The organism is Paenibacillus sp. YN15 (assembly GCF_003285005.1).
Classification (GTDB): domain Bacteria; phylum Bacillota; class Bacilli; order Paenibacillales; family NBRC-103111; genus Paenibacillus_AR.
The window spans coordinates 36,075-49,657 of the sequence record NZ_QMFA01000012.1 but is presented as its reverse complement, the minus strand read 5'-3'; the positions used below and the strand labels follow the sequence as shown (position 1 = coordinate 49,657).

11 protein-coding genes are annotated in these 13,583 nt (G+C 58.5%); 9 read left to right on the top strand and 2 right to left on the bottom strand.

What is annotated here, in order from left to right; all coding sequences use genetic code 11:
• Window positions 1–53: 53 nt before the first annotated feature.
• Window positions 54–635 carry an RNA 2',3'-cyclic phosphodiesterase gene (thpR, locus tag DQG13_RS12045; protein ID WP_113020014.1) on the bottom strand — a complete coding sequence of 194 codons (582 nt, stop codon included), beginning with the start codon at window positions 633–635 and terminating at the stop codon, window positions 54–56.
• A 109-nt stretch (window positions 636–744) separates the two neighbouring features.
• Here thpR and DQG13_RS12040 point away from each other — a divergent pair, with 109 nt between their 5' ends.
• Complete coding sequence (locus DQG13_RS12040) at window positions 745–1,095, top strand: cupin domain-containing protein (RefSeq protein ID WP_113020013.1); 351 nt, start codon at window positions 745–747, stop codon at window positions 1,093–1,095.
• Between the two features lie 10 nt (window positions 1,096–1,105).
• Here the strand turns inward: DQG13_RS12040 and DQG13_RS12035 are convergent, their stop codons facing one another.
• Entirely contained in the window at window positions 1,106–2,233 is a 1,128-nt protein-coding gene (locus DQG13_RS12035; protein ID WP_113020012.1) for a DUF2087 domain-containing protein, read from the bottom strand.
• Window positions 2,234–2,470: 237 nt separating this feature from the next.
• On the opposite strand from DQG13_RS12035, the gene DQG13_RS12030 reads away from it, so the two are divergent.
• The 8 genes from DQG13_RS12030 to DQG13_RS11995 all read left to right on the top strand — a co-directional run bounded on the left by DQG13_RS12030 (window position 2,471) and on the right by DQG13_RS11995 (window position 13,339).
• Window positions 2,471–2,650 carry a tautomerase family protein gene (locus DQG13_RS12030; protein ID WP_113020011.1) on the top strand — a complete coding sequence of 60 codons (180 nt, stop codon included), beginning with the start codon at window positions 2,471–2,473 and terminating at the stop codon, window positions 2,648–2,650.
• A 127-nt stretch (window positions 2,651–2,777) separates the two neighbouring features.
• Window positions 2,778–3,734, top strand: coding sequence for an ABC transporter permease (locus tag DQG13_RS12025; RefSeq protein WP_113020010.1), 957 nt, complete (start codon window positions 2,778–2,780; stop codon window positions 3,732–3,734).
• 55 nt (window positions 3,735–3,789) lie between these two features.
• Entirely contained in the window at window positions 3,790–4,671 is an 882-nt protein-coding gene (locus DQG13_RS12020; RefSeq protein WP_113020009.1) for a carbohydrate ABC transporter permease, read from the top strand.
• A 150-nt stretch (window positions 4,672–4,821) separates the two neighbouring features.
• On the top strand, window positions 4,822–5,850 hold the full coding sequence (locus DQG13_RS12015; RefSeq protein ID WP_113020008.1) for a response regulator transcription factor: 1,029 nt from the start codon (window positions 4,822–4,824) through the stop codon (window positions 5,848–5,850).
• Window positions 5,850–7,694, top strand: coding sequence for a cache domain-containing sensor histidine kinase (locus DQG13_RS12010; RefSeq protein ID WP_113020007.1), 1,845 nt, complete (start codon window positions 5,850–5,852; stop codon window positions 7,692–7,694). Before DQG13_RS12015 ends, DQG13_RS12010 begins: the two co-directional genes overlap by 1 nt.
• 392 nt (window positions 7,695–8,086) lie before the next feature.
• On the top strand, window positions 8,087–8,848 hold the full coding sequence (locus tag DQG13_RS12005) for an SDR family NAD(P)-dependent oxidoreductase (protein ID WP_113020006.1): 762 nt from the start codon (window positions 8,087–8,089) through the stop codon (window positions 8,846–8,848).
• The gene (locus tag DQG13_RS12000) at window positions 8,845–10,962 is read left to right on the top strand and encodes a heparinase II/III domain-containing protein (protein WP_113020005.1); all 2,118 of its coding nucleotides are present in this window, start codon (window positions 8,845–8,847) and stop codon (window positions 10,960–10,962) included. Before DQG13_RS12005 ends, DQG13_RS12000 begins: the two co-directional genes overlap by 4 nt.
• 82 nt (window positions 10,963–11,044) lie before the next feature.
• Window positions 11,045–13,339 (top strand): DUF4962 domain-containing protein, encoded by a 2,295-nt coding sequence (locus DQG13_RS11995; protein WP_113020004.1) that lies wholly within the window; start codon window positions 11,045–11,047, stop codon window positions 13,337–13,339.
• The last annotated feature ends 244 nt before the right edge of the window (window positions 13,340–13,583 follow it).

Below are 13,583 nucleotides of genomic sequence, written 5' to 3'. Positions count from 1 at the left end.
ACTCCGGTAATGCGGCTATGCGGTAAAGCTGTATTACGGGACCGCGCCGGCTGTCAGGAAAGCGGGATGGAGGCCAACTCCTCATACATAGGCAACCGGTTCAGGCGCGTCTGATACAGCACCACCCGGTCGGCGGTCCATTGGTAAGCGGGCTCACCGGCAGAAAAAGCGGCTAACGCCTCCCTGGGTAACGGTTCGCTTCCGGTGTATCGGCGGGCCAAGGTCAGATGGGGAGAGTAGGGGCGGCTCTCCGGCACATAGCCGACGGTTTGCAACCGGGAGGATATATCGGCCTGCAGCGACTTAAGCGCTTCCAATGCCCCGTCAACACCTGCCCACAGAACCCGGGGCGAGTTCGGCTGCCCGAAAACTCCGGCTTCCTTCAGCCCGAGGGGGAACGGGCGGTGCCCGCCAACGGCTTCCTTAAGCTGGGCAATGATCCCCTCAACAGCTTCAGGAGCCGTATCCCCCAGGAACACAAGAGTAAGATGCAGATCCTGGGGATGGACCCACTTTTGAAAAGAAAGCTCCTTCCGGAGCTGTTCCATCTCCGTCTCCATTTTGGCCTTCAACTGCTCCGGCAAAGGCAGAGCTACAAACAAACGGGCATTCGGTTCGGGGGGCCGGGACATCATATTCACCTCTTTACGGATAGTATGCCATCTTTGCCGGAAAAGCTTTCATGAGGCAAATCGATTATAATGAAGGTTAAGGAATATCCACCTTCGGAAAGGAGATTGCACCATGATCATACGCAATTTTTTGGAGGCTCCGCTGAAAACGGCCAGCAGCCACAAGGGCAAAGGAGAGGTCCGCTCCGTGAAGCTGTTCAGTGAGGAAGACCATGACAGCAAGCTGAAGTTTTTCTATTACATGGAGCTGCCGCCGGAAACCTCCATCGGCTACCATACCCATAGGCAAACCAATGAAGAGGTATATGTCATCCTGGAAGGCCAAGGCATTATGACCGTCAATGGGGAGGAGCGGGAGGTGAAGCCGGGGGATGTGATTCTCAACAAACCCGGCTGGAGCCATGGTCTGGAGAACCGCTCCGGCTCCGTGGTGAAGCTGATGGTCTATGAGGCGGAGGTGTAGCCCCGCCGCGCTATTCCTCCGGGCGCTCTTTATCCGAATTGTAGCCCCGGTCGCCGAAAGGCATCAGCTCCTGCAGCCACTTTTCTTTCAGCTTTTTCAGCTCCCGCTTTTCATCGAAGGGGCCGGTTTCCGGCCTCTTCAGCTTTTCCAGCACCTCGAAGGCGAAGGAATCCTCCCCGATAGCGGTCCAATCCTTCTGAAGCTGCCGGTTCATGTGGCTTCCCATGTCCAGGGACAGCTTGAGTCCGTTGAGCTTTTTGAGGTTGGGGGTGCTCTCCACCAGTCTCTTGTCATTTTTGAGGTTGCGGATGCAATAAATCCCCGCCTCCACCTTGATCTCCTTGGCCAACTCCTGCAATTCCTTCCGCCGGTCCACAGCGTCATCTTCCTTCCTGCGCGCCAGGCGCCAATATTCGCTTCCATCCTTCTTCCGTTCCAGATAGCCGTAGTCCACCAGGCTGCGCCGCAGCAAGGCGTAGTCCGCATAAACCGGCTCCAGCAAGTCATTCACCTGCTGCTCCGTGTAGATTTCTCCATAGGCAAAATGCTCTGCAATCACATCCAAGACCAGCTTCAACGGCTTGCTGCGGGAGGGATAGCGGGAGAGCGGTCCGTCTGTCCCCAGAGGGAACAGGGATGCCAGCTCTTCGCGGCCATGCTTTTCTTTGGGATTGCCCGCGGCTCCCGCTGCAACGCCGGAGCCGCCGCTAGCCGGGGCCGCCTTTGCCCCCTGCGCCGCCATCAGCTCCATCACTGCCAGAAACAGCCGGGCCTGGCGCTCCTTCTCCCGCAGGGCAAAGCGGTGGTTGCGGATGGTGGAGGAGCTGCCGATGCCCATCTCCTTCTGGAGCTGGTCATCGCTCAACCCTTGGGCGCTGAGCTCCAGCAGCCGCTTGTGGGTGCCGGTCAGGCCGGTGGCGCTTCTGTCCAGCGCCAGCAGAAACCTGAGCATCCCGCCGTGCTCCTCTTCAATATGCGCCTCCATATACCGCTCCGCCTCATAAAACCGGCCCTCCGCGGGATAGACCAGCCCGGCCTCCGTCTCGAAGCCGCAGCACAGGCAGAGCCGCCGCCGTCCCTCCCGCCGGAAGCCAAGCTTCAGCTCCTCAATTGTCGCCTCAAACAAAAGACTGCTCATAAACAAAACTCCAATTCGTTTATTTTTACATAAACAATTTAACATATTGTCTATAATAATTCAAACCGGGTTTGTCTTTAGCCCATCTTGCGGGGCGCCGGATAACCCTGCCGATAGAGCGGTTTCATACCTAAAAAAAACACAAGCTTACTCACAGGGACTCCATTTTGGGATTCCCGGAATCAGGGTACGATAAAAGCAGATTCAGTGACTTGGCTTGGGAAAGGAGGGAATAGAGTGCCTCATATCACCATCAAGATGTATGAAGGACGCACCCAGGAGCAAAAAGATGAGATCGTCCATGTGTTTACCAAGGAATTATCCCGAATTATCCAACGGGAGGAACAATTTATCACCATCGAATTCAACGAAATTCCGCTGGATGAAAATGCCCCGGCAAACTTGCGGAAAACCTAGTTTATGATGCGAGTTTTGCTTACGCAAAACCTGGCTCATGCTTACGATGCGAGTTTTGCCTATGCAAAACCTGGCTCATGCTTACGAAGTAGGCTATCCTTCGGATAGCCCTTAGGGAGGAAGGAACATGGCGGCTAAAGTTACAGCGGCGGACCGGGTGAGCTACAAGGCGACGACCAAACACTCTCTGTTGACGTATATGTGGAAATACAGAACCTTGTATCTGATCGCTTTGCCCGGCATTATTTATTTCATCATTTTCAAGTATGTGCCGCTGGCCGGATCGGTTATTGCATTTCAGAATTACAATATTTTCAAGGGCTTTACAGGCAGTGAATGGGTAGGGCTGGAGCATTTCAAGACCATGTTTCAGTATCAGGATTTTATGCGGATTCTGACCAATACCATTCTGTTGGGATTATATGATCTGGTGTTTGCTTTCCCGGCGCCGATTATTCTGGCTCTTCTCTTAAACGAGATCAGACTGGTGGTGTACAAGCGGCTGCTGCAAACCATCGTGTATATGCCCCACTTCTTGTCCTGGGTTATTATCAGCGGTATCGCCCTGGGCATCCTGTCTCCGTCTACAGGCATCGTGAACCATGTCATCGAGTGGCTGGGCTTTGAACCGATTTATTTCCTCGGCGAAAATTCCTACATCCGCACAGTGCTCATCGGCTCCGGCATCTGGCGGGATTCCGGCTACGGCACCATCATTTATCTGGCGGCGCTGGCAGGCATCAACCCGGACCTGTACGAAGCTGCCGAGGTGGACGGCGCCGGACGCTGGAAGCAGACCATGGCCATTACCTTGCCGTCTTTGATTCCCACCATCATGATCCTGTTCCTGCTGCACATCGGCAAGTTCCTGGATTTGGGCTTTGAGCGGGTATGGGTTTTCCTGAATGCGCTGAATACAGGCAACGGTGAAATTCTCGACACCTACATCTACAAGGCGGGCCTCTTGTCCCAGCAATACAGCTACACCACTGCAGTCGGTCTGTTCAAATCCGTGGTGGGGCTGATGCTGGTGTTCATCGGGAACTTCCTGAGCAAAAAAACCACCGGCGAGTCCCTGTATTAGTCTATGCTTACGATGCCGGCTTTCCTGGCGGAAAGCCTTCAGGAGGTGCTTCATAATGAGAGCGCGCTATACCCGCGGACAAAATATTTTCAACATCTTCAACCTGGTGCTGCTGACGCTGATTGCGCTGGCGATGTTCCTGCCGTTCCTGAACGTCATCGCCCAGTCCTTCAGCACCTCGGACGCGATCATTAACGGCCGGGTGGGCCTATGGCCCAAAGAATTTACCATGATCAACTACCAATACGTCTTCAGCGACCAATCCATCTGGCGGGCCTTCGGCGTGTCGGTGTACATTACGGTGCTGGGCACCTTCATCAATCTGGCGGCTACCTCTTCACTGGCTTATCCCGTTTCCCGGCCGGAGTTTGTGGGACGCAGGTACGTTGTGCTTATGGTGCTGTTCACCATGGTGTTCACCGCGCCGCTGATCCCCAACTTCATTCTGATCAAGAATGTGGGCCTGATGAACACCCTGTGGGCCCTGATGATTCCCGGCGCCATCAGCGCCTTCAATTTCTTCGTGATGCGCAGCTTCTTCATGCAGATTCCCCCGGAGCTCATCGACTCCTCGCGGATCGACGGCTGCGGCGAGCTGCGGATCATTTACAGCATCGTGCTTCCTTTGTCCAAGCCGGTTATGGCGTCCCTGGGAATTTTCTATGCGGTGGGACACTGGAATGCTTACATGAACGCCCTGTATTACATCAACAAACCGTCACTGTGGCCCCTGCAGGTGAAGCTGAAGAAGCTGTTTGAAAGCGATGACATCAGCATCGACCCCGCTTCCTCGGTTTTCAGCTCGCTGGCCCATACCTCGCCGGAGGGCATCAAAATGGCGGTCATCATCATTGCTACACTTCCCATTATCATGGTGTATCCTTTCCTGCAGCGGCATTTTGTACAGGGGATGATGGTGGGCTCGGTAAAAGCCTAAATGCCCGAATGTGGTACAATAAGACAGATATGCACGTTCGGATCATAAGGACGGGCTGCTAGGCCAAACCAGCGCTCCGCGGCAACAACCGCCAAGGAGAGAGCAGTAGCCGAAAGCAAGCCCGGACACAGCAAAAGGGGGGCTTCCAGCATGAGAAAAATCGTCATTGTAGACGACGAGCCGGTTATTCGAAAGGGTCTTTCCGTTATGGTCCGCCAGATTGTCGGGCCTGGGGCGGACATCCGTCTGGCCGCAGACGGAGAGGAAGCGCTGGCTCTCATGAAGGAAGATCAACCCGACTATTTATTTACCGATATCCGGATGCCCCGGATGGACGGGCTGGAGCTGTGCCGGCGTCTGGCCGGCATGGATACGGTAACCCAGATCGTAGTGGTGTCCGGCTACGGAGACTTTGAATATGCCCGCCAATGCGTGTCCTACGGCGTAAAGGAATATTTGCTGAAGCCGGTGGGCCGGGCGGAGCTGCAGAAGACCATCGCCAAGCTGGAGGAGGCGGCCAATGAGCCGACAGGCTTCGTAGCGGTGGCCAAGCTGGACGATTGGGTGGAACGGCTTCATGACGCCGTCTGGAATTTGGAGGAGGAGAAGCTGGGGGCCGTTCTTCAGGAATGGGAGAGCGAGATGCTCCGGCGGAAAATGAGCCGCAGCCAGCACAAGGAGCTGCTGGAGGAGGGGTATACCCTTTTGATCCGGCGGCTGCATGCCAGCTCTGTGAATCCCTCCCAAAGCGCCCTCCGCCTGCGGGAAGGGATGCCTGCCGAATTGTTCGGGCAGTTCTCGGGAGCGGTCCGCGAAATCCTGCAGGAGCTGCGGGTGAGGCGCAAGGGCAAGGCCAAGGACCCGGTGGAGGAGGCCAAGGCCTTTATGGAGGAGAACCTGGCCCGGGAAATCTCCCTGGAGGAGGTAGCGGAGCTGTTGGGGCTGAATCCCTCCTATTTCAGCCAGCTGTTCAAGCAGGTGACGGGGGAAACCTTCGTCCATTACCGGATCAGCCGGAGAATGGAGAAGGCCAAGAAGCTCTTGGGGCAATCCCAATACAGGATTACGGATATCTCCTTTGAGGTGGGGTATGCGGATCATCCCCATTTCACCAAAACCTTCAAGAAATATACCGGCCTGTCCCCTTCCGAATACCGCAGCCAGCTGGGGATCGAATAATGCTGCGAAAGAGCCTTTCCGCCAAGCTGTTCGTCTCGTTTCTGACGGTGATTGTCCTGTCCTTGTCCATGGTCGGCTTCATCTCGTACTTTCAGGCCTCCAGCGCCCTGGACCAATCCACGGAACGGACCATTGCCCAGGTGATCCGCAGCGCCTCCTACCAGACGGACCTGTATCTGCAAAATTATGAAAAAGCCAGCGATTCCGTTCTGTCCTATTACCAGGTGAAGCAGTTCCTGGATATGGACCCGGAGGACAGCTACTCGTATTACCAATACACCAATGACATCCAGAAGTATCTGTTCCGCTCGTTGTTTATCCTGTATCCGCAGATCAACCTGATTTATGTGATTAATGAGAACGGCAAGGCCATCAGCGACGATAACGCCAACCAGGCGTACAGCACCCAGTTCAATGCGGCGGACCGGTACAAGGCTTTGGCGTCCCAAACCCCGGAGAGCGGGCGGATCGCCATTCTCAACACCAATGTGCAAAATGTGCCCAACGCCGGCATCATCAGCATGGTGCGTCAAATCCGCGGCGTCTCCTCTTACCGGCCCAACGGCATTCTGGCCATCGAGTTCAAGGCCCAGGAGCTGGCCCGGATCTGGGAACCCCTGGACCTGGGGCAGGGAGGCTTCTTCCTCATCCTGGATGAATTCGGCAAACCCTTGTATCAGCCCACAGGGACGGGACCGGTCCTGTCCCCCGAGCTGCTGGCCAATGTGGCGGCTCACCCCAATACCTCCTACATTGAGGGGGTAGAGGGAAAGGATTATCTGTTTGTTTCCCGGAAGTCGGACTATTCCAACTGGCAGCTGGTGGTGACCATGCCGGTCAGCGAGCTGCGGGAGCCCATCTCCACCATCCGCACCACCACGATTCTGGTGGGGGTGCTGACTCTGGTGGGCACCCTGCTTCTGGCTACCCGCTTTGGCCAGTCCATTACCAGACCCATTAAGGTGCTGAAGGAAGGCATGCGGGAGACGGAAAAGGGGAACTGGCAGCGGCTGGATACGGATGACCGCCAGGATGAGCTGGGGGGACTGATGCGCAGCTACAACCTGATGGTCAGCAGACTGTCGGACATGATTGAGCGGGTGTACGAGGCGGAGCTTACCACCCAGAAGGCGGCGCTGGAGCTTCAGGAAACCCGGCTGGAGCGGCAGCAGGCGGAATTTCAGGCCTTGCAGCTGCAGATTAACCCGCATTTTTTGTACAACACGCTGGAAACCATCAAGAGCTACGCGGTGATTCAGGAGTCGGAGGAAATTACTGAGATGGTGGAAGCCATGGCGTTTATGCTCCGCTACTCCATCCAGACCAATCTGAAGGAAATTACCATCGCCAATGAATTGCGCCATGTCTTAAGCTACATGACCATTCTCAAGCACCGCATCGACCGGGAGTTCGAGATTGATGTGATCATTCCGCCGGGACTGCTGCTGGAAAAAACGGTTCGTCTTACGCTGCAGCCCCTGATCGAGAATATTTTCCAGCATGCGTTTCCCGGAGGCATTGAGGACCGCCACTACATCCGCATCGACGCCCGGATTGAGCACGGCCGGTTTCTGGTGATGGTAGAGGACAACGGCGCGGGCATCTCCCCGGGGCGGCTGGAGCGGCTTAGGGAAAAGCTGAAGCTGAACCAGCTGGCAGGCGGGGAGGACGACTCGCTGTACCACCGCGGCGGCATCGGCCTTATGAATGTGCACCGCCGGATTCAGATGGTGTTCGGCGAGGAATACGGACTGAGCGTGGAAAGCAGCGAAGGGGAAGGGACGCGGATGACCCTGTCCATGCCCGCAGAGCGGCGGAACAGCCAGCTGCCGGAGAGGAAGTAAGGAGCGGGGAGGCGAAGCTTAAGGGCAGGAGCTCCCGCTTGGGAAAGAGGCTGCCGGTGAGACCGCCGATAGGACCGGGGGGAAGCTCCCGGTGAAGCCATCGGCAGAGGTTCCGAGTGGAGTCCCGGTCACCGGCAGAGATTCCGGGCGGAGTCCCCCTTCCGGAATTCTAACGGAAGAGAGCGCCGTTATTTGAGCTCATAATGGTTTTTTCGAATTTTAACGGAAGTGAGCGCTCTTATTTCACGGAAAATGCCCCCAAAGGAGCTCCTGCAGCGGAAATAGCGGCTTTGGCCGCCGTTAGAAATTGCAGCCCCCCGTTTTAGCCCGTATAACGGCTGTGACCGCCGTTAGAAATGACAACCAAACTACTATTAGGAGGATTCATCCATATGCATATCGATCTGACAGGTAAAATCGCACTCGTAACCGGTTCCAACGCAGGCTTGGGCCGCCAAATTGCCGAAACGCTGGCAGCTTCCGGCGCCAAAGTAGCCATCAACTATTTGTACGGCGACCCAGTGGAGGCCGTTGAGGCCATCCGTCAGGCGGGCGGCGAAGCCTATGCCTTCAAGGCGGATGCCACCAATCCTGCAGAGCTGGACCAAATGGTGAAGGATATTGAAGCCCATTTCGGCGGCACCGTGGATATTCTGGTCAACAACGCAGGCGGCATGATCAAGCGGGTGCCCAATGCGGAGATGGATGAGGAGCACTACAACAAGGTCATGGACGTTAACTTCAAATCCTGCGTCTTCGCTTGCAAGGCAGTAGCTGCAGGCATGATCGCCAAAAAAAGCGGCAAAATCGTCAACGTGGCTTCCCTGGCAGCCCATGACGGCGGCGGACCGGGCGCATCCGTTTATGCGGCCAGCAAGGCTGCCGTATGGTCCTACAGCAAGGGGCTGGCCAAGGAGCTGGCACCGCATGGCATCAACGTAAACGCCATTTCCCCGGGCTTCATCGGCCAAACCGCCTTCCATGCCACCTTCACGGCAGATGCGGCCCGTCAGGCCACTATCGCCAAGATCCCGCTGGGAAGGGAAGGAGTGCCGCAGGATGTGGGACGGGTGGTTCTGTTCCTGGCCTCGGAGCTGGCCGATTATCTCACCGGAGAAACCATCGAGATCAACGGAGGCTTGTTCATGCGATGAAAATCATCCAAGACAAAACCGCAGCCTGGAGCTGGGCCCGCCGGACAGCGGATGAGCTGAAGGCGGAGCTGGCAGAGTGGCGGGGAGGGGCGGACGCCTCTGCCCCGCTGCCGGAGGCCGGACGCCAACAACCGCTCCGGGAGATACGGCTGCCCCTGGAACCCGGCGGCTGGTGGCATCAGTATGTGTGCCCGGAGCATCATGCGGAGCTGCTGTTTGATCCGCTGGAGGAGGACGCCGTCCAATTCCGCTGCCCCCACGGCTGTGTGCTGGAGGGCGAACCCTACCGGGGAGCATGGCTGGTGTTCCGGCATCAGGCCATGGCCCGCTACGCCCTTCAGGCGGCGGCGGTGTACGCGGCGGACGGGGAAGAGTGGTGCGCTGATACGGCCAAGGAGATTCTGGCGGGGTATGCCCGCCAGTTCCCCTTGTATCCCGTCCATCCCGACGCCCAGCCCTGGATGCTGAAGGGCAGAGCCTTCCATCAGGCCTTGACGGAGGCCATCTGGTCCACCACCCTGATCAGGGCGTATCTGCTCCTGAAGGACAGCGGGGTGGAGTTTGCCCCGGCGGACGAGGAGGCGCTTCAGACCTTTTTTACCATGCTGGAAGAGAGCATGGAGCAGTACCGCCACATTCTCATCCACGAAAAAAAGAATGCGGAAAACAACTATACGGCCTGGCTGAATGCCAGCCTGGCCTGCGTATATGCCGCCAAAGGGGCGGACCGTGCCAAGCTGCAAACCCTGCTGGAGGGCCCCGGCGGCTTCTACCATCATCTGTCCATCGGCGTTAAGCCCGACGGCTTTGAATTTGAGGGCAGCACCTATTACCATCTGTTTGTGCTGCGGGCTTACTTCATTGCCGCCGAGATGTGCCGGCGCTTCGGCGTTGATCTGTACGGGGCCAAAGGAGAGGCGGGCCAGTCCCTCCACGGCATGCTCCAGGTGCTGGCGGAGCTAAGCAGCGATACAGGCCGGCTGCCTGCGCTGCATGACGGCCCGTATAACCGCGTACCCTTTGCGCGGGAGGTGGCGGAAGTATTCGAAGCCGGGCTGTCCGTTTACGGGGACCGGGATCTACTGCCGGTATTGGCCCACAGCTACCGCTATATCTTCGGTGCGGAGAAGCGGGGCGGCCTGGAGGCTCTGCTTTATGGGGATGGCCCGGCGACGGAGGCGGAGCTGTTTTCCGCGACGGTTCCGGAGGCAGGCAAGGAGCGGTCTTCGCTTCTGTTGGAGGACTCCGGCTTTGCCGTGCTGCGCCAGAAGGGCAATCCTCTGTCCGTACAAACGGACTTCGGGGAGCACGGAGGTTCTCACGGTCATTTCGACAAGCTGCATATATCCATTATGCACCGGCTTGGCGAGGTGGCCCCGGAGATGGGCACCGTCCCCTACGGCTCCGCCCGGCGCTTGGGCTGGTACGCCACCACGGCCAGCCATAACACGGTCAGCGTCGGCGGCCGCTCCCAGGCTCCCCATATTGCAGCCTGCACTCTGTTCCGCGCGGACGAAACGGGAACCTGCATCCGCCTCCGTTCGGAGGGGGCGTACCCGGGGACGGTGCTGGAGCGCCATCTGCTTTTGACCGGGGAGGTGCTGGTGGACTGGTTCCGTGTAACAACGGAAGGGGACGAACTGATCGATTGGTGGCTGCATCCGTCGGCAGAGCTTTCCCTGGGCGAGAAGGAGGCATGGGAACCGCTTGCGCCCCAGGCCGCCGGTACGGAGGATGGTTATGCCCTGGTGGAGCTGCTTTCCCGGCGGGACAACAGCTCCGCCGCGGCTTTGTCTGCGGCGTTCCGCCTTGACGGCGAAGGCTTTACGGTGCAGGCGGCTGTTCTGCAGGCTCCAGGAGCGGAGCTGCATCATATCCGCACCCCCGGCATAGCCGAGGACCCCAGCCGGACCATCAGCGGTTTGCTGCTGCGGCAGAAGGGAACGTCGGCGGAGTTTGTGGCTGTGTACCGGGCAGGGGAGGAACCCATCCGGCTGACTGCCGTAGAGCGGGAAGGCGGCGGCTTCGCCGTGCAGGTGGAAACGGAAACGCCGGGAGTGTTCAGCGGCTGCTTTGTTCTTGACCCGGATTCGGGTTTGACGCAGCTAAGCTAAAGCTGAACTGAATTGGGCCGTCCGAGCTTTAAACCCTCTTATCACGACATTTGTCTATCCTTGACCAAATGGAGGACTTCTTATGGCAACGCCATTATTTCAGCCTCATAACGGTGTGCTCGACGTGGCTTACGCCCCGGAGGAGCATACGGAGATTGCCGAAAATCCGCCCCGGTTTACCTGGATGCCCGCGGCCTTGGAGGGAGGCTCCTACCATCTCCAATTGTCGGCGGACCCGGGGTTTGCCCCGGAAACCACCCGGGAGTATGCCGATATTCCCTATAATCTGTTTACACCGGATGAAATTCTGGCTCCCGGCAGCTATTATTGGCGGTACGCTCTGGCGGGAGAGGGCGGAACGCTGTCCGAATGGAGCAAGATCAGAGGCTTCACCGTGACTCCCGGCCTGCCGGAGACGCCCTTGCCCGACCGGACCCGGCGGTATGCCGCCGCCGCAACGGCCCATCCCCGCCTGTGGCTGCAGGCGGAGGAGCTGCCCCGCTTCCGCGAGGCGGTGAAGCGGGACCCCGAGGGCACTGGCTGGGCCGAGTTCCTGGCCGAAGCCGCCCTGCCCTGGGCGGAGCGGCCGCTGATTGCCGAGCCGCAGCCCTACCCGAACAACAAGCGGGTAGCGTCCCTGTGGCGGCAGATGTATATCGACTGCCAGGAGATGCTGTACGCCATCCGGCATTTGGCCGTGGCGGGCGTGGTCCTGGAGGACGCGGAGCTGATCGCCAAGGCCAAGGCCTGGCTGCTCCATGCGGCCGCCTGGAATCCCGACGGCACCACTCACCGGGATTACAACGATGAGGCTGCTTTCCGCATGGCGGGAGCATTGGCCTGGGGTTATGACTGGCTCTACGGGGAGCTGACGGAGGAAGAGCGGGCCATGGTCCGCGGGGTGCTGCTTGAGCGCACCCGCCAGGTGGCGTTCCATGTTATCGAACGCTCCCGGATTCACCATGTGCCCTACGACAGCCATGCGGTCCGCTCCCTGTCCTCGGTGCTGATTCCCTGCTGTACCGCTATGCTGGGTGAGGAAGCGGAGGCCCGGGATTGGCTGGACTATGCTCTGGAGTATTTCTCGGCTATGTATACGCCCTGGGGCGGCCAGGACGGAGGCTGGGCGGAGGGGGCCATGTACTGGACCACTCAGATGGCCTTTGTCACCGAAGCGCTGAACCTGGTGCGCAAATATACCGGCATCAACTTCTACAACCGTCCTTTTTTCCGCAAAACCGGGGATTTCCCCTTATATGCGCTAAGTCCGGATACCCTCCGGGCCAGCTTCTGCGACCAGTCCTCCCTGGGCGATCCGGTGAACCTCAAGACCGGCTTCAACATCCGCCAATTCGCCGGGGTGACTGGCAACGGCCTGTACCAGTGGTACTATGAGCGGACGCGGGAGCTGAACCCGGACAGCCAGAAGATTTTTTACAATTACGGCTGGTGGGATTTCTGCTTCGACGAGATGGTCTACCGCTGGGATTATCCCCAGGTGGAGCCGGTGGCGCCCTTGCAGGCGGAGCCGCTGAAGTGGTTCCGGGACGTAGGCTGGGTGGCCATGCACCACCGGATGGACGATCCCGCGGAGCATCTGATGCTGCTTGCCAAAAGCAGCCGCTACGGCTCGGTCAGCCACAGCCACGGGGATCAGAACGCCTTCGTGCTCCATGCCTACGGGGAGCCGTTGGCTATCGAAAGCGGGTACTATGTGGCGTTTAACAGCACGATGCATATGCAGTGGCGCAAGGCGACCCGCTCCAAGAATGTGATCCTCATCGACGGCCAGGGCCAGTATGCGGGTACGGATAAAACCAAGAATATGGCCGCTACGGGAACTGTGCGGGAAGCCTGGCACCGGGACGGCGTGAGCTACGCCTCCATGGATGCCACTGAGGCCTACCGGGAGCATGTGCCCTATATCCGGCGCTATTTACGGGAATATTATCTGTTGGACAGCGCCTACGTGGTGGTTGTGGATACGGTGGATCTGGCGCAGCCGGGCAAGGTGGATTGGTTGTTCCACACTCTGTATCCCATGACGCTGAAGGGCCAGACTTTCCTGGTCAACGGAGTCAAAGCCCAGATGGAGGGGCGCTTCGTCTATAGCTCCTCCGGCGATCTGACGCTGTCCCAGCATAATGAGTTCACCGGCGTCGATCCGGCGGAGTGGGAGGGGCAGCCCGCCCATTGGCACCTGACCGCGTCCACCCGGGAGGCGGCAAGCCACCGGCTGGTGACCCTGCTTACGCCGCGCAAGGCGGGGTTGCAGGATTATGTGTCGTATTTTATGGATGACCAGGGCCATGGGGTCCACTTGTACTTCACCTATCAAGGCGTGAGCCGCCGGGTGGAGGTCGCCAAGCCGTATTAAGCTGAGAGGCAGGAGGGGCAATGAGCGAGGCGGCAGCGGGAGGCGCAGATGTGGCGCTGCCCGCGGCTGGCTGGGCTGCGGAGTCTTATGCCATCAGCCGGCCCGCAGTAGCGGAAGCGATTTTCCGCTATCTCTGGGAGCCGTCTGGCATCGCCATGGATAGCGGAAGCGAATTACCGCTAACTGCGGGGAACAGGCGCTGTGAGGGAGCCAACGGGCCGATTAGCGGAAAATTGCTTCCGTT

Excerpts from the sequence above, each read along its gene's own strand:
- DQG13_RS12040 (WP_113020013.1), top strand. The coding sequence starts at position 745 with ATGATCATACGCAATTTTTTGGAGGCTCCGCTGAAAACGGCCAGCAGC.
- thpR (WP_113020014.1), bottom strand. The coding sequence starts at position 635 with ATGATGTCCCGGCCCCCCGAACCGAATGCCCGTTTGTTTGTAGCTCTG.
- DQG13_RS12035 (WP_113020012.1), bottom strand. The coding sequence starts at position 2,233 with ATGAGCAGTCTTTTGTTTGAGGCGACAATTGAGGAGCTGAAGCTTGGC.
- DQG13_RS12015 (WP_113020008.1), top strand. The coding sequence starts at position 4,822 with ATGAGAAAAATCGTCATTGTAGACGACGAGCCGGTTATTCGAAAGGGT.
- DQG13_RS12005 (WP_113020006.1), top strand. The coding sequence starts at position 8,087 with ATGCATATCGATCTGACAGGTAAAATCGCACTCGTAACCGGTTCCAAC.
- DQG13_RS12000 (WP_113020005.1), top strand. The coding sequence starts at position 8,845 with ATGAAAATCATCCAAGACAAAACCGCAGCCTGGAGCTGGGCCCGCCGG.
- DQG13_RS12020 (WP_113020009.1), top strand. The coding sequence starts at position 3,790 with ATGAGAGCGCGCTATACCCGCGGACAAAATATTTTCAACATCTTCAAC.
- DQG13_RS12010 (WP_113020007.1), top strand. The coding sequence starts at position 5,850 with ATGCTGCGAAAGAGCCTTTCCGCCAAGCTGTTCGTCTCGTTTCTGACG.
- DQG13_RS11995 (WP_113020004.1), top strand. The coding sequence starts at position 11,045 with ATGGCAACGCCATTATTTCAGCCTCATAACGGTGTGCTCGACGTGGCT.
- DQG13_RS12025 (WP_113020010.1), top strand. The coding sequence starts at position 2,778 with ATGGCGGCTAAAGTTACAGCGGCGGACCGGGTGAGCTACAAGGCGACG.